A 19022-nucleotide genomic window follows, 5' to 3' on the forward strand; every position below is an offset into this window, starting at 1 on the left:
GAGGGAGAATCCCGCAACCATATCCACGTTTTTCAGCCCACCGTTACCCGCTCCCCCGCATCCATGATACGAATGACCGCCGGTCCCCACCCGCGGAGGTCACCGCCGATGCCGCCCAGATGGAACAGTGAACACACCCTCGAAAACTGTTTCATGCTGTTCCAAACGTCGCATCCGGCCCCCTCGCATCCTGCGGACTCAACCCCATATAGGGCCGGTCATCGGCCAGAGGTGAACGTCCGCCCGTGCGCATTCCCGACCTGAACAGCCTGTACGATGCCGGCAGCCGGCTTCTTCTGGAATCGACGGTGCGCGTGGGCGTCACCGGACTGCGGCGGGCGGGCAAGACCGTGTTCGTCACCGCCCTGGTAGACAACCTGCTGAAGGCCGGGCGGCTGCCCTTCCTCGACGTCATGTCGTCGGGCCGCTTCCAGGCGGCGCGGCTGCGGCCCCAGCCCGATCCCGACGTGCCGCGCTTCGATTTCGAAGGCCATCTCGCCGCCCTGACCGGCCCCGATCCCCATTGGCCGGAGCCGACGCGCGGCATCGGCCAGATGCGCGTGTCCCTGCGCTACCGCCCGGAGTCGGCGCTGAAGCGCTCGGTGCAGCCGGTGGCGACGCTGAACCTCGATCTGGTCGATTACCCCGGCGAATGGCTGCTCGACCTGCCGCTTCTGCGCCAGAGCTTCGCGGAATGGAGCGCCCAGACCCTGGAGCTTGCCGCCCGCCCCCCGCGCGACGAGCTGTCGGCCTCCTGGCGCGGCTGGCTCGCCACCATCGACCCGGCCGCATCGGCGGAGGAGGAGACGGCGCGGCGCGGGGCGGCGCTCTACACCGACTATCTCCACGCCTGCCGCCGCGCCGACACGCTGCTCAGCCTGATCCAGCCCGGCCGCTTCGTCGAACCAGGCGACATGAAGGACGCGCCGCTGCTGACCTTCTGTCCGCTTCATGGGAGTCAGCGGGGCCGCGGTAGCCTGTGGGCGCTGATGGAGGAGCGGTACGAGGCCTACAAGACCAACGTCGTCCGCCGTTTCTTCGCCGAGCATTTTTCCCGCCTCGACCGCCAGATCGTACTGATCGACGTGCTGGGGGCGCTGAACGCCGGCCCGGCCGGGATGGCCGACATGAAGCGGGCGCTGGAGCTGAGCCTGGAGCCGTTCCGCCACGGCGCCTCCGGCTGGTTCGACTGGCTGTTCGGCAGCAAGATCGACCGCGTGCTGTTCGCCGCGACCAAGGCCGACCACATCGCCGCCCATCAGCATGCCCAGCTTCGCGCTCTGCTCGACCGGCTGGTCGGCGACGCCCGCAACGCCATTCGCTTCGAAGGCGCCCAGGTCGAGACCATGGCCATCGCCGCGCTGAAATGCACCGAAAGCGTGGTCACTGAGCATGAGGGCCGGCAACTGCGCTGTGTCCGCGGCATCCCCGTCGGGCGCGACCGCCCGACCGTGCTGTTCCCCGGCGAGATTCCGGAGGATGCCGAGGCGTTTCCGCCCGGCCGTGACCGTCCGTACAATTTCCTGCCCTTCCGCCCGCCCGATGACCTCGGCCGCGACCCGCGTGGTCTGCCGCACATCCGCGTCGATCAGGCCCTGCAATTCCTGCTGGGGGATTACCTGACGTGACGGAGCGCGACACCCGCAATGCCTCAAAGGACTGGGTCCCGCCGATGGAGCTGGACCTCGACCGCGCGGCCCCCGTTCCGGCGGAGGAGGAAACCGCCCTGCTGACCGGCTCCGGCGACCCGGCCGACCTGCTGCCGGCCCCCGCCACGCCGGTGCGTACCACGCGCCGGCTCGGGCGCTGGCTGTTCGGGGCGCTGGCGGCGCTGGTTCTGGTGGCTCTGGGCTTCGACACCGCCGACCTGCTGGCCCGTGCCTTCGCCACCAGCATCGCGCTTGGCGTTCTGGTCGCCCTGCTGGCCGCCACCGCAGGTATAGCGGCAATCGCGATGCTGGTGACCGAACTGCTGTCACTCCGCCGCCTGCGCCGGATCGAGGAGTTGCGGGCGGAGGCCGGCAGGCTGGAGATCGACGCTCCCGGCGGCCGGGCCGACCGCTTCGCCGGGTCGCTGGTGGCGCTCTACGCCGACCGGCGCGAACTGGCCCCGGCTCTGGCCCGCGTGCGCGACCATGTCACCGACGCCCATGACGAGCATGAGGTGGTGCGGCTGCTCGACCGCGAGGTGCTGAGCCCGCTCGACCGCGCCGCCTATCAGCGGGTTCTGCGCGCCTCGCGCGACACCGCCGTCGCCACCGCGCTCAGCCCGGCGGCGCTGCTGGATTTCGCGGTGGTGCTGTGGCGCAACCTGAAGCTGGTGCGGGAGATCGCCTCCCTCTACGGCGCCCGGCCCGGCTATGTCGGCTCGCTGCGGCTCCTGCGCCGGATGCTCGCCAACATCGCCGTGGCCGGGGTGACGGAAAGCGCCCACCATGTCGCGGTGGAGGCGCTGGGCGGGTCGCTCGCCGCCGCCATTTCCACCCGGATGGGGCAGGGGGTCATCAACGGCCTGCTGACCGCCCGGGTCGGGCTGACTGCCATGCACCTGTGCCGCCCCATCGCCTTCAGCCCCGACAACCGCCCCAGCCTGAACCGCATCAGGAAGGAGCTGTTGTCGTTGCCCAAGCAGGTGTTGTGACGTGACCCTAGGCGAGGTCGAAGACCAGCACCTCCGCCTCGTCCGCCCGGTCCAGCGTCACCGCCTCCTCGTCCGTCAGCGCGGCACCGTCGCCGGCCTTCAGCAGCGTGCCGTTCAGGTGGACCCGGCCGCGGGCGACCTGAACCCAGGCATGGCGGCCGGGACGCAGCGGCAGCGTGGCGCTTTCCTCGCCGTCCAGAAGCGCGGCGTACAGGTCGACATCCTGGTGGATGGTGACGCTGCCATCGCGCCCGTCACGCGACCCGACCAGCTTCAGCGTGCCGCGCTTCTGCTCGGCCGGGAAATCCGCCTGCTGGTAGCCGGGCGCCAGGCTGTTGGCTTCCGGCAGGATCCAGATCTGGAGGAAATGCACCGGCTCGGTGTCCGACGCGTTGTACTCGCTGTGGCGGATGCCGCGGCCGGCGCTCATCACCTGAACCTCGCCCGGCCGGATCACCGACCCGGTGCCGATGGAGTCCTTGTGCTCCAGCGCGCCGTTCAACACGTAGGAGACGATCTCCATGTTGGCGTGCCCATGGGTGGGGAAGCCGGCGCCGGGGATCACGCGGTCCTCGTTGATGACGCGCAGGGCGCGGAAGCCCATGTGGCCGGGATCGAAGTAATGGCCGAACGAGAACGTGTGATTGCTGTTCAGCCAACCCATGTTGGCGACCCCACGCTCGTCGCGATGGCGAATGGTGATCATGATGGAACCCTCCGTACCGTTGGGGTGTGTGTCGTTGTCTGGAGGGGAATTTGGCACCCAACGCCTTGCGGAACAATCCGGTGCATTAACACCAGATCGTTCCTGTCAGAGCGACAATCTCACCCCACCAGCGGCACCCCCACTGCGAACACGGTTCCGCGTCCCTCCGCCGAACGCACCGTCACCGGATGACCCAGCAGCCTTGCCAGCCTCTCGACGATGGCAAGGCCCAGCCCGATGCCCTCGCTGCGGTCGCGGTCGGGGCGGTCGAGCTGGACGAACTCCTCGAAGATGCGCTGGCGGTCGGGTTCGGCGATGCCGCGGCCGGTGTCATAGACCTCGATCCACAGCGTATCGCCGCGGGTGCGGCAGCCGACCAGGACGCCGCCGGTCTCGGTATAGCGGATGGCGTTGGCGATCAGGTTGCGGAGGATGCGCTCCAGCAGGGCCGGGTCGCTATGCACCACCGCATCGGTCGGGACGGCGCGCAGCCTCAGCCCCTTCGCTTCCGCCTGTCCGCCGAACTCAGCCTCCAACTGATCGAGAAGGGGGGAGAGCGGCAGGTCGGTCGGCTTCGGCGTCACCACCCCCGATTCCAGCTTGGAGATGTCGAGGATGGCGTTCAGCAGATCGCGCATCGACCGTTGCGCCGCCTTCAGGTCGGTCAGCAGGGCCGCCGCCTTGCCGCTTTGTGGCTGGCGCTCCAGAATGCCCGTGAACATGCCGATGGCCTGAAGGGGCTGCTGCAGGTCGTGGCTGGCGTGGGCGAGGAAGCGGGATTTGGCGCGGTGGGCCTGTTCGGCGGCGGTCTTGGCGGCGTGCAGTTCCGCCGTCCGTTCGCGCACCTGCTGTTCCAGCGTGGCGTTGGCGCGCTCGATGGTCTCCGCCATGCGCAGGATCTCGGTGAACTGGCGGCGCACCTGTCGGGTCATCGGCCGGAAGATCGCCAGCGCTTCCACCGCCAGGATCAGCAGTGTGATCAGCAGCGCCGCCAGCCCCAGCCGATGCAGGGTGTGGAAGCCCGCCTCTCCCTCCTCCTGATAGAGCGCCACCACCTCTTCCAGACGGTCCAGCAGCGGGCCGAGCGCCTGGGCGGTGATGCGGTCCGCTTCCGCCGGGTCCGGCGGCTGACCGGCGGATGCGGCGGCGATGACACGGCGCAGGGCGGCGATATGCTCGGTCACCACCGGGTCCAGCGGGTCGGATCCGCCGTAGAACAAATCCTGCGGCGTTGGTCCCAGCGGCGGCCCTTCCTCCGGCCCGGCACGGCCGCTCAGCCGCCGGTGGGCAGCTTCGAACATGTCCGTGGCACCATCCAGCCGCCGGGCGAGGTCGACGCGCGTTGTCGGATCGGTCGCGGTCTTCAACTGCTCCACCAGCAGGGCCGTCCGCTGCGACAGCATGCGCTGCCGGCCGGAAACGTTGACGACCTCCAGCATGCGTTCGTGCTGGCCGATGACCCGCTCGGTCATGACGAAGCCGGCCAGCGTGCCCAACGCGATCAGTGTCAGCGCCAGGGCATAGCGCAAGGTCATCCAGCGGGCTGTCGTCGTGCCGATCGGTATCATGCGCTCGTCCCTCCGGCCGTGATCGCCCCATCGCCGACAGTGATCATGGGGCAGTCTGCCGCGTTGCAGCAAGGACGGAGGGTAGCGGTGAAGCTATGAAGCCTCGGTAAAGCCGCAAGCCGTCAACGCCGCCTGCATGTGCGGCGGGACCGGCGCCACCGCACCGACCGGATCGCGCTTCGGGTAGAGCGGCAGCGAGATGGCGCGGGAATGCAGATGCAGCGGCTTGCCCTCCGGCCCGCCATATTGCGGATCGCCGACCAGCGGACAGCCGATGGACGCGCAATGGACGCGGATCTGGTGGGTACGGCCGGTGTGCGGCGTCAGTTCCAGCCACGTCAGCCCATCGGCCTGCCCACGCACGACATAGTCGGTCACCGCCGCCTGCCCGTCGGGCGAGCCGACGATGCGCCAGCCGCCGGTCTTGTTGGAGACCTTGGCGAGCGGCAGCTCGATCCGCCCGGACTCCTGCGGCGGAGTGCCGGCGACCACGGCCCAATAGGTTTTGTCGACCTTGCCGTTCTGGAACAGGATGCCGATCTTGCGCAGCGCTTTGGCATGCCGGCCCAGGATCAGGCACCCCGACGTGTCGCGGTCCAGCCGGTGGGCCAGCGACGGCGGTTTGGGAAAGCCGAAGCGCAGCGCGTCGAAGTGCCGCTCCAGGTTCGGCCCGCCAGCGGGACCGGCATGGACCGGCAGCCCGGCGGGCTTGTCGAGGATCAGCATCAGCCCGTCACGGTACAGGATGCGGTCTTGGATTTGTAGTGTAGTCACGATAGTCTACCTAGTCTGATTTTTTTGCAGAGAAAAATCTGCTGCCTTCACCAGCATTTCTGTTATATGCCTGACTTTTTCTCCAGGAAATCCGTATATCTGCGAGAGGTATGCTGATATCCTATAAGGATCTTGTTCAGCTGCAACGAGGTAATCACACAAGAAAACCAAAGAAATTCCTCTTGGGATAGATGTTACGCTCTTGTTTTCACTATTTTTGAAGATGTCTAGTAGAAAATCACGTATTAGGTCTCCATGGTTTTCTACATTGTCGGAAAGTTCCTTTGAGTTCTTTATGCCGATCCAGTTCAGAGCTGAAGCTGTTCTCCCATAATCAATCTCAAAATCGATTTTTGATTTCGTAATATCGGCAATGTATGCATCGCATCTTTCCACAAAATCATTGGAATATACATATGATTGCAAAAATTCAGCATCAATATCTATTTCCTCATAATGTAATGATCCAACTTTTTCTGTTGCGTTTTTTATAGATAGCCTGTGTTCATTAATGTCCGAGACGACACTAGAGAATTCCTGATCGGCTATTTCTAGCAGACCTGAGATTCTTGAAAATCTACGGCGAATTTTATTAGGTACATCAGATCCTGATTTATAACCTAGGTCATGTTCGATTTCGGCCCAAGCATGTTGTAATATCGATCTAATTTGGATTTCGAACTTTATATCTGATATGTTCTTGTATTCAAAGAGTTCTGCTCTTGATTGGCTAATCTTCGAAACGAGATGAATAGATACGTAACCGAACCTGTCGGGTTCCAATGTTGATGATTTGTCTATGCTGTTTTCTCTATCTATTTCAAAATTGCTTTCAATTAATGAGGAAACCTTGCTCACTTCGTGATTGAAGTGGGTTATGATCCGAAATCCTACGATATCTGTTATCTCTGATATATCGGTGTACTTAAAGTGCTTTCTTGCAATTTTTCCAGATAAGCTGTCCCGCTCTTTAACTCGCGCCTCAACAGAATGCGCCCGAATTCCGTTCGCTTTAAGGAGATCCTTAATCAAACCCGAGATTTTTGTTGAGCATTCGGTATATATGACAGCATTATTATCGTATTGTGATAAAATTTTATGATCTGACATTATTTAGAGCCTCAAATGAAGTGTGTAGAATCCGCGAAGGAACCATGTTTTTCGTCGAACTGGTTCCACGCTTCGATCACGTCATCCAGGCGGCGCTCACGATCCGCCTTCGCCACCTCGTCGGCCAGCATCTTTTCGACCCGTTCCGACAGATCGCCGGGAAGGGCCTGAGCGCGTTGCAGGATGTCCTCGTCCAGCGACAAGGTGACGTCCCGCTTCGGCGTGCGCCGGTCATAGACACCGTCCATTGCAAAGCTCTCCCCGATCCCGATGCACTGAAGATAGACGCCCCAGGTGCCGCCCGGCAAGCGGGCAGGAAAAAGGGCGCGGGGCCTCTCGCAAGGCGCCGCGCCCCCTTCACATCCCGTCAGCCCGGATCAGGCGAGCTTCAATTCCTTGAAGAAGTCGTTGCCCTTGTCGTCGACGATGATGAAGGCCGGGAAGTCTTCGACCTCGATGCGCCAGATGGCTTCCATGCCGAGTTCGGGATACTCGACGCACTCCACCTTCTTGATGCAGTCCTGGGCCAGCCGGGCGGCAGCACCGCCGATCGAGCCGAGATAGAAGCCGCCATGCTGCTTGCAGGCTGCCGTCACCTCGGGGCTGCGGTTGCCCTTGGCCAGCATGACCATCGAACCACCCGCTGCCTGGAACTGGTCGACGAAGCTGTCCATGCGGCCCGCCGTCGTCGGCCCGAAGGAGCCGGAGGCGTAGCCTTCCGGCGTCTTGGCCGGACCGGCATAGTAGATCGGGTGGTTCTTGAAATAATCCGGCAGCGGCTCGCCGGCGTCCAGGCGGGCGCGCAGCTTGGCATGGGCCAGATCGCGGGCGACGATCAGCGGGCCGGTCAGCGACAGGCGGGTGCGGATCGGGTACTGCGACAGCGTGGCGCGGATCTGCTCCATCGGCTGGTTCAGGTCGATCTTCACGACCTCGTCCGACAGGTGCTCGCCGCCGATCTCCGGCAGATATTGCGCCGGATCGGTTTCCAGCTGCTCCAGGAAGATGCCGTCCTTGGTGATCTTGCCCACCGCCTGACGGTCGGCCGAGCAGGACACGCCAATGCCGATCGGCATGGAGGCGCCGTGGCGCGGCAGGCGGATGACGCGGACGTCGTGGCAGAAATATTTGCCGCCGAACTGGGCGCCGATGCCCATATTCTGGGTCAGCTTGTGGACCTCGGCCTCCATCGCCAAATCGCGGAAGGCGTGCGCGTCCTCGCCGCCCTCGGTCGGCAGATTGTCGAGATAGCGGGCCGAGGCCAGCTTCACCGTCTTCAGGTTCTGCTCCGCCGACAGTCCGCCGATGACGATGGCGAGGTGGTAGGGCGGGCAGGCCGAGGTGCCGAGATAGCGGATCTTGTCTTCCAGGAACTTCAGCAGCCGGTCGGGCGCCAGCACCGACGGCGTGGCCTGATGCAGGAAGGTCTTGTTGGCCGACCCGCCGCCCTTGGCCATGAACAGGAACTTGTAATAGTCCTCGCCCTCGGAATAGATGTCGATCTGCGCCGGCAGGTTGTTCCGGGTGTTCTTCTCCTCATACATGGAGATTGGCGCCAGCTGGCTGTAGCGCAGGTTGCGCTTCAGGTAAGCGTCGCGCGCACCCTCCGACAGGGCGGTCTCGTCGCCGCCCTTGGTCCAGACGCGGCGGCCCTTCTTGCCCATGATGATGGCGGTGCCGGTGTCCTGGCACATCGGCAGGGTGCCGGCGGCGGCGATGTTGGCGTTCTTCAGCAGGTCGAGCGCCACGAAGCGGTCGTTGGCCGACGCTTCCTCATCGTCCAGAATCTTGGCGAGCTGGGCCAGATGGCCCGGACGCAGCAGATGGTTGATGTCGGAGAAGGCAGCCTCGGCCAGCAGGCGCAGACCTTCCGGCTCGACCTTCAGGATCTGCTCGCCGTCGAATTCGACGACCGAGACATGGTCCGAGGTCAGCTTACGGTAGTGCGTGTCGTCCTTGGCGAGCGGAAACAGACCGCGGGCTGAGGCGATGTCGTCGGGCATTGGGGCGTTCCTTCATCACGATCCAACGGCGTCCGCTCGCCTCCGCGGTACGCGCCCGGCCGGGCGCGCGAAGGGGGCAGGCCGCGCTCGGCCCCCCTTATACACCGCTGCGGGGCTGAGACAACCATCGGAGAGAGTAACTGCGCGCGACGGTTTGTCGTTGGCCGAAGATGGGCAAAAGAAAAGGCCGGCACACCGCAATGGTATGACCAGCCTCGTCTTTTCGCCGCTGATGCCGGCTGCTTACGCCGCGGCCTTCACCTGTCCGTCGACCGTTGCATGGACATGAACCGCCGGTTCGGCCGGGGCGCCGACCCAGTCGCCGTGGGCGGGGATTTCCTCGCCCTTCATCACCAGGGTCAGCGGGCCGAGGCGGGCGAAGTCGCCGACATGGGTGTCGTACAGCACCGTGGCGCCGGCCCCGATGGTGACGCCGGTCCCGACCGAAACCCGGCCGACCTTCATCACGCGATCCTCGTACAGGTGGGTCTGCAGCGCCGACAGCGCGTTGATGGCGCAATAGTCGCCGACGGACACGCAGTCGAACTCGGTGATGTCGGTGGTGTCCATGTAGACGCCCTTGCCGAACTTCGTGCCGAAGATGCGCAGAACCCAGGGCAGCATCGGCGTGCCGCGCAGGTGGTCGAGCAGCACCTTGCCGGCCAGACCCCAGTACAGCACGGCCACCGCCTCCGTCCGCATGGCCCACCAGGACCACATCGGCTTCATGGTGGGGGCATAGCGGCCCATCAGCGCCCATTTCACCAGCGCCACCACCAGCACCATTGCCATGGGAATGGCGACGCTGACCGCGAGGAACTGCCAGGCGAAGGCGCCCCAGCGCTGGTCAAGAATGGCCTTGGCGAAGAACTCCACCGCGAAGGTGCCGAAGGTGATGAACAGCATCGACGGCATCGACAGGCTGAAGGCCTCGAACACGGCGCGGCCGAGACGGCGGGTGCGCGACGGCTCAAACGTCCAGTTGGCCGACACGTTGTCGAACTTCTGGCGCACCGGCAGCTTGATCGGCGGGCTGCCGAACCAGGTGTCGCCGGCCTGCATCTCGGCATTCGCCGGCGGCTTGGACTTGATGCCGATCAGCGTGCCGGTGGGGATGCAGGCTCCCGGCGGGACCACGGCGTCGTTGCCGACGAACACGCGGGCTTCGGTCTTCACCGGCTGCAGATGCATCCAGCCGCGGCGGATATCCTCGTCGCCCAGCACCACCTCGTCGGCGATGAAGCACTTCTCGCCGATCTCCACCAGATCGTAGCGGCCGGCGAGGTTGGTCGAGATCTCCGCGTCGCGCCCGATCTTCGCCCCCATCAGGCGATACCAGGCCCGCATGTAGACGGTGGCGTAGAGCGAGCTGAGGGTTTCCAGCATCACCTCGGTCGCCAGCGCCACGACCCACTTGCGGACATAGAACCAGCTGTGGACCGAGTAGGAACCGGCTTCCACCTTCGGCAGCACGATCCAGCGCATGGCGGCGATCAGCAGGACGGTGAAGGCCACCAGGAACATGGCGGTCGGCCAGGCGATGGCGGGGACATAGTAGAGATAGTTGACCTTGAACACCCCGCCCATCCAGGCGTCGAGCTTGTCGAACAGGTAGAAGGCCGGGAAGATCGGGATCAGCGCCACCGGCGGCAGGCCGACCAGGGCAACCAGATAGATCAGCCCCTGGGTGGCGCGCTTGACGATGCCGGCGCGGGGTTCCTGGGGCAGGGCGGCGCTGTCGACGGTGCCGACCTTGCGGGCGGGCGAACCGTCCCAGGATTCATAGGCGCCGGTGCGGGTGCCGGCGGCCAGCGCGGTCAGGTCGGCCAGTTCGGTGCCCTTGCCGATCACGGCATCATGGCCGATGACGCAGGAGGTGCCGATATAAGCGTCCTCGCCGATCTCGATGGTGCCGATCACCAGCTCGTTGCCGATCACCTCGGCATTGGCCAGCTTCACCTTGCCGCCGGTGGAGGCGCCGCGGCCGATGCTGACCAGATCGATGGCGCCGGATTCGAACTCGCCGATCATCGCGTCGGCGCCGACCTTTGCGCCGAGGGCGCGCAGGAACAGCCGCATCAACGGCGATCCCTGGAACCACTTCAGGTGGACCAGCGCGACGAAGCGCTGGGCCAGCCACCAGCGGTAATAATAGACGCCCCACAGCGGATAGCGGCCCGGCTTGGTCCGGCCGATGATCAGCCACTTCGCCGCGATGGCGATGGCGACGGTGGCGATGTTGATGACGACATAGACGCCGAACAGCGTGGTGATCTCGCCCAGCAGCCCGGCATCCTCGCCGGACAGCAGCATGTAGCTGACGAACACGCCCAACCACTGCACCGTCATCAGCGCCAGGATGACCGGCAGCGCCACGGCCTGGGCCAGACCGCACAGCAGGCGGCGGCCGAGCGGCGGCGGATCGAAGGACAGGTCGGCCGGTGCCACGCCATGTCCCGCCGGCGCCTTGGCATCCAGCCGTTCGGCCATGGCGCGCAGGGTGCGGGCGCCGTAGACGTCCTGCAGGGTCAGGCTGGCCAGCCCGGCGGTTTCGCGCACCGCCGAGACGAAGCGCGCGGCCAGCAGCGAATGGCCGCCCAGATCAAGGAAGAAGTCGGCCTCCAGAGGGATCGACTGACCGGGGAAGACGCGGCGGGCGGCCTCCAGCAATACGGCCTCGGTCGGGCTCCGCGGCTCCTCCTGCTCACCCGAGCCCGCATCCTCGGTCAGCGCCATGGCTTGCAGGGTCTTGCGGTCGGCCTTGCCGGAGGTCAGGCGCGGCAGCTCCGCCACCTGTTCATAATGCGCGGGCACCATGTAGGCCGGCAACTGCGCCCGCAGAGCGTCGCGGAGTACGATCCTGTCGAGGTCCGCACCCGGCTGCGCGACGAGGAAGGCGACCAGACGGTCCAGCCCATTGTCATTGCGCAGCACGACCGTCGCCTGGGAGATGCCGGGCAGGTCGGTCAGCTTGGCCTCGATCTCGCCCAGTTCCAGCCGGAAGCCGCGGATCTTCACCTGATCGTCGATGCGGCCATGGAAACGCAGGTTGCCGTCGGCATCGACGCTGACCGCGTCGCCGGACCGGTAGAGCAGCGGGTCGTGGGCGCCGGTGCGGTACGGGTTGGCGATGAACTTCTCCGCCGTCAGCTCCGGCCGGCCGAGATAGCCCTGGGCCACGCCGGGACCGCCGATCAGCAATTCGCCCTGGATGCCTGCGGCGACCGGCTGCAACGCCTCGTCCACCACATAGCAGGTGTAGTTGGGGATCGGGCGGCCGATGGTGACGGGGGTGTCGGGCAGCACCTCGGCCACGGTGGCGACGACGGTCGCCTCGGTCGGGCCATAGCTGTTGAACAGGCGCCGGCCCGGCCGGCACCAGCGCGAGGCGACCGCGGGCGGGCAGGCCTCGCCGCCCAGGATGACGATGCGCAGCGACGGCACGTCCTTCGGCAGCATCGCCAGCAGGGTGGGGACGGTGTCCAGAACGGTGACGCCGGCCTCGTTCAGCAAGTCGGCCAGCCGGTCCACCTCGTCCAGCACCTGCCGGCTGGCGACCCACAGGGTGGCGCCGGCCAGATAGGGGACGAAGATCTCTTCCAGCGACAGATCGAAGGCCACCGACGCGCCCTGGAAGGCCACGTCGTCGGCGGTGATGCCGTAGACGCTGTTGGCGGCGCGCAGATAGTGGCAGATGTTGCGGTGGCTGATGACGATGCCCTTGGGCTTGCCGGTCGAGCCCGAGGTGTAGATGGAGTAAGCCGGGCTGTCCGGCGTCACCCCGTCGGCGCGCAGGTCGAACGCCCGCTCGTCATCGCTCAGCACGTCGCCGATGCGCAGGACCTGGACGTCCGCCCCGGCCTCGGCCAGCGTCGCCGCCTTCGTCCCTGTCACCAGATCGATCAGGATCGCCGGGGCGGCGCAGTCGGTCAGGCTGACCGCCACGCGCTCGGCGGGAGCGTCGGCGTCGAAGGGCAGATAGGCCGCGCCTGCCTTCAGGATGCCCAGCAGCGCGACATGCAGGTCGAGCGACCGCGCCATCCACAGCCCGACGAAGCAGCCGGGGCCGATCCCGCGCGCCCGCAGGCCGCGGGCGACCCGGTTGGCGCGCGCGTCCAGTTCGGCATAGGTGACGCGCCGGCCTTCATAGACGATGGCCGTGCGGTCCGGGTGCGCCGCGGCGGTCGCCTGCGGAATGTCGGACAGCAACTCGTCGCGGAGAAGGGAGGGATCGATCGGGCCGCTCAAGGTCGGCACCAGAGGAGTGGCGTTCCACGGAGCGGAGATCGTCGATTGACCGGCCGGGGAAACATCGGTCGGGCCGTTGGCCCGCGCAGTCAGCAGAGTCACGCTGTGTCAGCCTTCCAAAAGGAATCAGCGCGGTGGCGCCAAACGGATCCGTTTTTCATACGGTCCCGGCGGTCGGCTGAACGCGGCGATGGGCCGCTCGCTAGTTGTGGTGCTTTATGGTTAACGAAAGCTTGCCATCCGGCTCGGAGGCACCTGTGCCGATGGGAGATGCCAAGTCTTGGGCTGCCCAAGCGCTGCGAAAGCAACATTCGCCCGACCGAAAGAAAGAGAAAGACCCGACGGCACCCGATACATGCGGATACATGAAGCGGCATGTTCGCGCCTTCATGATCCGTTGTGCGGCGGCGGTCAAGCTTATCCTCAAGATGCCGGATCGAAGGGGAGGGCCGTGTGTCGGGCTCACCACATGGCCCCGGATCCGTGACTTTCGCCATGGCGGGTGCCGTGTGCCGTTCCGGTTGCCGGTGTTCGGCAGCGTTGCAACCAGGGCAAGAATAGACCTCCCGGATGGGTGGGCATCGCCGGACCGGCGCCTGCAATTCGCGGCCCCCACCCGTGCCCGTGCAGATGTGGTGTCGCCCGTCGTCGCGCGCCATTCGGGCCACGCATGGCTGAGGTTCAGGGATTCACGGCTCGGTCGGCATTTTAATGATGGACATCATGAAAGCCCATATTAATGATGATCGTCATTAATAGGGCCCGGCACCCGCCGGAGCGCAGAATCCGGATGACGGACAGGAGAGGGTCATGAGCAGTGCAATGAACACGACAGGGGCGGACATGAGCGGGCGGGTCGCCCTGGTCACCGGCGGCACGTCCGGCATCGGCCGTACGACGGCACTGGCCTTCGCCGGAGCGGGGGCGACGGTGATCGTCACCGGCCGGCGCGAGGCGGAGGGGTTGGAAACGGTGGACCTGATCGGCCGCGCTGGCGGCATCGGCCAGTTCGTGGCCGCCGATGTGGCCGATGCAGCGGAGGTTGCCGCGCTGTTCGAGCGGATCGAGCGCGACCATGGCCGCCTCGATGCCGCCTTCAACAATGCCGGCATCCATCAAGTGGCGCCGCTGACCGAGATGGAGGAATCAGCCTTCGACCGCGTGCTGACCGTCAACGTGAAGGGCGTCTGGCTCTGCCTGAAGCATGAATTAGCGATCATGCGCAACCAGGGCCGTGGCGCCGTCGTCAACACCGGGTCGGTGCTGGGGCAGATCGGCATGGCCGGGAATGCCGCCTATTCCGCCAGCAAGGCGGCGGTGGAGGGGCTGACCCGCACCGCGGCCATCGAGGTCGCGGCCTTCGGCGTGCGCGTCAACGCCATTTGCCCGGCGATCATCCAGACGCCGATGACCCAGGCCTCGTTCGGCGGCGCCGACCGGGTGGAGGCGGTGATGGGCCCCCGCCATCCCATCGGCCGCGTCGGTCGCCCGGAAGAGGTGGCGGCAGCCGTGCTCTGGCTCTGCTCCGACGCCGCCGGCTTCGTCACCGGCCAGTCGATCAACGTCGATGGCGGCGTGACTGCGCAATAATCAGGCTGGTTACCGGAGTTACGAGCCGATGCTGTCCACACCCCTTGCCGCCACCTTGGCCCGTCGTGACATCCATTATGGATGGGTCGTCGTCGCCGTCACCTTCCTGTCCATGCTGGTGTCCGCCGGGGCGGTGGGCGCTCCCGGCGTCCTTTTGCTGCCGCTCCAGCGGGACTTCGGCTGGGACACCGCCGACATCTCCTTGGCCATGGCGATCCGCCTGCTGCTGTTCGGGTTGATGGGGCCGTTCGCCGCCGCGATGATCAACCGCTTTGGTGTCCGCCGCATGGTGCTGTCCTCGCTGACGCTGGTCGGCTGCGGGCTGCTCGCCTCGCTGGCGATGCGGGAAGTCTGGCAGCTGATCCTGCTGTGGGGCTTCGTCGTCGGCTTCGGCTCCGGCCTGACCGCCATGGTGCTGGGCGCCACCATCGCCACCCGCTGGTTCGTCGCCCGCCGCGGGCTGGTGATCGGCCTGCTGACCGCCAGTTCCGCCACCGGGCAGCTGGTCTTCATGCCGATGCTGTCGATGCTGACCGAAGCCTATGGCTGGCGAAGCGCCATTGCCTTGCTGTGCGGCCTGATCGCGGTGGCCGCCCTGGCGATGCTGGCCCTGATGCGCGACCGTCCGGCTGACCTCGGCCTGTCCGCCTTCGGCGAGGTCGGGGGCGCGCCGCCAGCCGCGCCGGCCGGCGCCATCCTGCCGGCGGCGCTGGGGGCGTTGCGCGAGGCCGCGGTGACGCGGACCTTCTGGGTGCTGTTCGCCACCTTCTTCATCTGCGGCGCCAGCACCAACGGCCTGATCCAGACCCACCTGATCCCCCTCTGCGTCGATTTCAGTGTGCCGGAGGTCCAGGCGGCCGGTTTGCTGGCGGTGATGGGAATCTTCGACTTCATCGGCACGGTGGGGTCCGGCTGGCTGTCCGACCGCTACGACAACCGCTGGCTCCTGGTCTGGTATTACGGCCTGCGCGGACTGTCGCTCCTCTATCTGCCCTATTCGGACTTCACCCTCTACGGCCTGTCGCTCTTCGCCGTTTTCTATGGCCTCGACTGGATCGCCACCGTTCCGCCGACCGTGCGGCTGACGGCGGAGCGCTTCGGCCGGGAGCGCGCCAACCTCGTCTTCGGCTGGGTTTTCGCCGGTCACCAGTTGGGCGCCGCCGCCGCGGCCTTTGGCGCCGGTCTTTCGCGCACGGCTCTTCAAAGCTATCTGCCGGCCTTCGCCACCGCCGGCGCTCTGTGCCTGCTCGCGGCTTTGCTGGTGCCGATGATCGGCAGCCGAGCCAAGCCGGCAACGGCCAAAGCATGACGCTCTACTCCCCCAGATGCTCCAGCGGCAGGGCGGTGCGGTAGCGCACCTGCTTCAAGGCGAAGCTGGAGCGGATGTTGGCGACGCCGGGAATGCGGGTCAGATGTTCCTTCAGGAACCGCTCGTAGCTGGCAAGGTCCGGCACCACCACCCGCAGCAGGTAATCGGCGTCGCCGGTCATCAGATAGCATTCCAGCACCTCCGGCCGCGCCATCACCGCCGCCTCGAACCCGTCGAGCCGCGCCTCCACCTGCCGCTCCAGGCTGACATTGACGAAGATGTTGACCGGCAGGTCGACGGAGGCCGGATCGACCAGTGCGACGTAGCGGGCGATCACCCCGGCCTCCTCCAGCGCCTTGACCCGGCGCAGGCAAGGGGAGGGCGACAGCCCGACCCGTTCGGCCAACTCGTTGTTGGGGAGCCGGCCGTCCTGCTGAAGGGCGGACAGGATCTTGCGGTCGATGCGGTCGAGGGGCTGTTTTGGCATGGAATGCCGTTTCCACTGTTATGCTGGCATTCGATGCTAAAGCGCAACCGCGTCCGGCGCCACTTCGCAAGCATCTGCCGGGTCACAAATGATAGGCTGCTCCAATCATAAACCTGCGTTCGGGAGCATCCCCATGACCGCGATCCAGCCGTCCTCCGCCGATCTCGCCTGCCTGGCCGAGCTGGAGCGCAAGGTACTCTGGCTCGCGTCCTGGACCATCCACAACGCCAACCATGTCCGCCCCAACCTGGATGGGTTGAAGATCGGCGGCCATCAGGCCTCCAGCGCCTCGATGTCCACCATCCTGACGGCGCTGTACTTCTCGGCCCTGCGGCCGGAAGACCGGGTGGCGGTGAAGCCCCATGCCAGCCCGATCTTCCACGCCATCCAGTATCTGCTGGGCAACCAGACGCGGGAGAAGCTGGAGAATTTCCGCGGCTACAAGGGTGCCCAGTCCTACCCGTCCCGCACCAAGGACATGGACGATGTCGATTTCTCCACAGGCTCGGTCGGGCTGGGGGTGGCGCAGACCCTCTTCGCCTCGCTGGTCCAGGATTACCTGAAGGCCAAGGGCTGGGCCGCCGACCTGCCGGAAGGCCGCATGGTCTCGCTGGTCGGCGATGCCGAGATGGACGAGGGCAACATCTTTGAAGCCCTGCAGGAGGGCTGGAAGCATGGCGTGCGCAACACGTGGTGGATCGTCGACTACAACCGCCAGAGCCTGGATGCGGTGATCCGCGAAGGGCTGTGGGAGCGGCTGGAGAACATCTTCCGGGCCTTCGGCTGGGACGTGGTGATCCTGAAATACGGCACCCTGATGCAGGAGGCGTTCAAGGAGCCGGGCGGCGAACGCCTGCGCCAGTGGATCGACACCTGCCCCAACCAGCTCTATTCGGCCCTGACCTATCAGGGGGGAGCCGCGTGGCGCCGCCGCCTGATGGACGAGTTGGGCGACCAGGGCGATGTCACCCGCCTGATCGAGCGCCGCAGCGACGAGGAACTGGCCCGGCTGATGGGCAATCTCGGCGGCCATGACCTGCCCTCGCTGCTGGAGGCCTTCGCCCGGGCGAGGACCCACGACCGGCCGGTCTGCTTCATCGCCTACACCGTCAAGGGTTTCGGCCTGCCGCTGGCCGGCCACAAGGACAACCACTCCGGCTTGCTGACGCGCGAGCAGATGGACGGCTTCCGCGCTGCCAACAAGGTCCGCCCCGGCCGTGAGTGGGACCGTTTCGAAGGCCTTTCCCTGCCGGAAGCCGCCCTGGAGGAGTTCCTGCGCCGCGTTCCCTTCGCGCAGAAGGGCCGCCGCCGTTTCGAGGCGCCGGCGGTGACCGTACCCGCCGCGCTGGTGACCCCGACGCAGAAGAGCCTGTCGACCCAGGCCGCCTTCGGCTTGATCCTGAACGAGATCGGACGGGAGCGCTCGCCGCTGGCCGAACGCATCGTCACCACCGCACCCGACGTCACCGTCTCGACCAACCTCGGTGCCTGGGTGAACCGCCGTGGCCTGTTTGCCAAGAGCGAGATGGCCGACCTGTTCAAGAAGGAGCGCATTCCCTCCACCTACAGCTGGGAATTCTCGCCGAAGGGCCAGCATCTGGAACTGGGCATCGCCGAGTCCAACCTGTTCATCCTGCTGTCGGCGCTCGGCCTGTCGCACAGCCTGTTCGGGGAACGTCTGCTGCCGATCGGCACCGTCTATGATCCCTTCATCATGCGCGGCGCCGACCAGTTGAACTATGCCTGCTATCAGGATGCCCGCTTCATGCTGGTGGCGACCCCGTCCGGCATCACGCTGGCGCCGGAGGGCGGGGCACACCAGTCCATTGCCACGCCTCTGGTCGGCATGGCCCAGGACGGGCTTGCCTATTTCGAACCCGCCTTTGCCGACGAACTGGCGGTGGTGATGCGCTGGGCCTTCGACTATATGCAGCGGGACGGGGAGGGCAGCCCCAGCGAGCGCAACTGGCTGCGTGACGAGACAGGCGGTTCGGTTTATCTGCGCCTGTCGTCCCGCGCGCTGGAGCAGCCGACCCGAACGATGGACGAGGACCTCGCCCATGACATTGTCGACGGTGCCTATTGGATGCGCCGGCCGGGACCGAACGCCCAGGTGGTGATCGCCTACACCGGCGCTGTGGCACCCGAGGCCATCGCCGCCGTCGGTATGCTGGGGGAGGACCGGCGCGACGTCGGGCTGCTGGCGGTGACGTCCGCCGATCGACTGAATGCCGGCTGGAGCGCCGCCCAGCGGGCGCGCGAACGGGGCCTCACCCATGCCCGTGGCCATATCGAGAGACTGTTGGAGGGGGTGCCGCCCCATTGCGCCCTGGTCACGGTGGTGGACGGTCATCCGACGACGCTGGGCTGGCTCGGGTCCGTCGCCGGCCACCGCACGCGGGCGCTGGGGGTGGAGCATTTCGGCCAGACCGGCACCATCGCCGACCTCTACCGCCATTACGGCATCGACGCCCACGGCATCGTCGCGGCGGCCGAGGCGGCATCCCCCGGCCGGCCGGTCCGTCATCTGCGGGCGATCGGATGAACCTTTGTCACCGGGGGCGCTCAGCCCGCTTTTCGAGCGCC

Annotated in this window: 14 protein-coding genes (1 of these 14 running past the window's edge); 5 read left to right on the forward strand and 9 right to left on the reverse strand. The window is 66.1% G+C overall.

Annotated features, from left to right (window positions below; genetic code table 11):
- Window positions 1–245: 245 nt before the first annotated feature.
- Window positions 246–1628, forward strand: coding sequence for a YcjX family GTP-binding protein (locus tag M5E06_RS22190; RefSeq protein ID WP_252140044.1), 1383 nt, complete (start codon window positions 246–248; stop codon window positions 1626–1628).
- Entirely contained in the window at window positions 1625–2641 is a 1017-nt protein-coding gene (locus M5E06_RS22195) for a TIGR01620 family protein (protein ID WP_252140045.1), read from the forward strand. Before M5E06_RS22190 ends, M5E06_RS22195 begins: the two co-directional genes overlap by 4 nt.
- Before the next feature lie 7 nt (window positions 2642–2648).
- On the opposite strand, the gene M5E06_RS22200 is transcribed toward M5E06_RS22195, so the two are convergent.
- The 7 genes from M5E06_RS22200 to M5E06_RS22230 form a co-directional block, all read right to left on the reverse strand.
- A complete protein-coding gene (locus M5E06_RS22200) occupies window positions 2649–3347 on the reverse strand; it encodes a pirin family protein (protein WP_252140046.1) in 699 nt (232 codons plus the stop codon).
- Between the two features lie 119 nt (window positions 3348–3466).
- Window positions 3467–4915: an ATP-binding protein gene (locus tag M5E06_RS22205; RefSeq protein WP_252140047.1), complete on the reverse strand. Its 1449-nt coding sequence runs from the start codon at window positions 4913–4915 to the stop codon at window positions 3467–3469.
- A 93-nt stretch (window positions 4916–5008) separates the two neighbouring features.
- Window positions 5009–5689, reverse strand: a complete 681-nt coding sequence (locus tag M5E06_RS22210; protein WP_252140048.1) for an RluA family pseudouridine synthase — start codon at window positions 5687–5689, stop codon at window positions 5009–5011.
- A gap of 6 nt (window positions 5690–5695) precedes the next feature.
- Window positions 5696–6799, reverse strand: a complete 1104-nt coding sequence (locus M5E06_RS22215; RefSeq protein WP_252140049.1) for a GTP pyrophosphokinase — start codon at window positions 6797–6799, stop codon at window positions 5696–5698.
- Window positions 6800–6810: 11 nt separating this feature from the next.
- Window positions 6811–7047, reverse strand: coding sequence for a type II toxin-antitoxin system CcdA family antitoxin (locus tag M5E06_RS22220; RefSeq protein WP_252140050.1), 237 nt, complete (start codon window positions 7045–7047; stop codon window positions 6811–6813).
- A 129-nt stretch (window positions 7048–7176) separates the two neighbouring features.
- Window positions 7177–8802: a fumarate hydratase gene (locus M5E06_RS22225; protein ID WP_252140051.1), complete on the reverse strand. Its 1626-nt coding sequence runs from the start codon at window positions 8800–8802 to the stop codon at window positions 7177–7179.
- A 243-nt stretch (window positions 8803–9045) separates the two neighbouring features.
- Window positions 9046–13152, reverse strand: coding sequence for a Pls/PosA family non-ribosomal peptide synthetase (locus M5E06_RS22230; RefSeq protein ID WP_252140052.1), 4107 nt, complete (start codon window positions 13150–13152; stop codon window positions 9046–9048).
- A 708-nt stretch (window positions 13153–13860) separates the two neighbouring features.
- Here M5E06_RS22230 and M5E06_RS22235 point away from each other — a divergent pair.
- Both M5E06_RS22235 and M5E06_RS22240 read left to right on the forward strand, forming a co-directional pair.
- Window positions 13861–14640 (forward strand): SDR family oxidoreductase, encoded by a 780-nt coding sequence (locus tag M5E06_RS22235; RefSeq protein ID WP_252140053.1) that lies wholly within the window; start codon window positions 13861–13863, stop codon window positions 14638–14640.
- A 28-nt stretch (window positions 14641–14668) separates the two neighbouring features.
- Complete coding sequence (locus M5E06_RS22240) at window positions 14669–15949, forward strand: MFS transporter (protein ID WP_252140054.1); 1281 nt, start codon at window positions 14669–14671, stop codon at window positions 15947–15949.
- Between the two features lie 4 nt (window positions 15950–15953).
- Here the strand turns inward: M5E06_RS22240 and M5E06_RS22245 are convergent, their stop codons facing one another.
- Complete coding sequence (locus M5E06_RS22245; RefSeq protein WP_109153393.1) at window positions 15954–16436, reverse strand: Lrp/AsnC family transcriptional regulator; 483 nt, start codon at window positions 16434–16436, stop codon at window positions 15954–15956.
- 133 nt (window positions 16437–16569) lie between these two features.
- Between M5E06_RS22245 and M5E06_RS22250 the strand changes: the two genes are divergently transcribed.
- Window positions 16570–18981, forward strand: coding sequence for a thiamine pyrophosphate-binding protein (locus tag M5E06_RS22250; RefSeq protein ID WP_252140055.1), 2412 nt, complete (start codon window positions 16570–16572; stop codon window positions 18979–18981).
- 7 nt (window positions 18982–18988) lie between these two features.
- On the opposite strand, the gene M5E06_RS22255 is transcribed toward M5E06_RS22250, so the two are convergent.
- Window positions 18989–19022, reverse strand: partial view of a FadR/GntR family transcriptional regulator gene (locus tag M5E06_RS22255; protein ID WP_252140056.1) — the end only. The gene runs 716 nt beyond the window's last position; 34 of the gene's 750 nt are visible here — the last part of the coding sequence; its start codon lies beyond the right edge, outside the window — the gene reads right to left on this strand; its stop codon occupies window positions 18989–18991.

It is taken from the genome of Azospirillum sp. A1-3 (assembly GCF_023806445.1).
Lineage (GTDB): Bacteria > Pseudomonadota > Alphaproteobacteria > Azospirillales > Azospirillaceae > Azospirillum.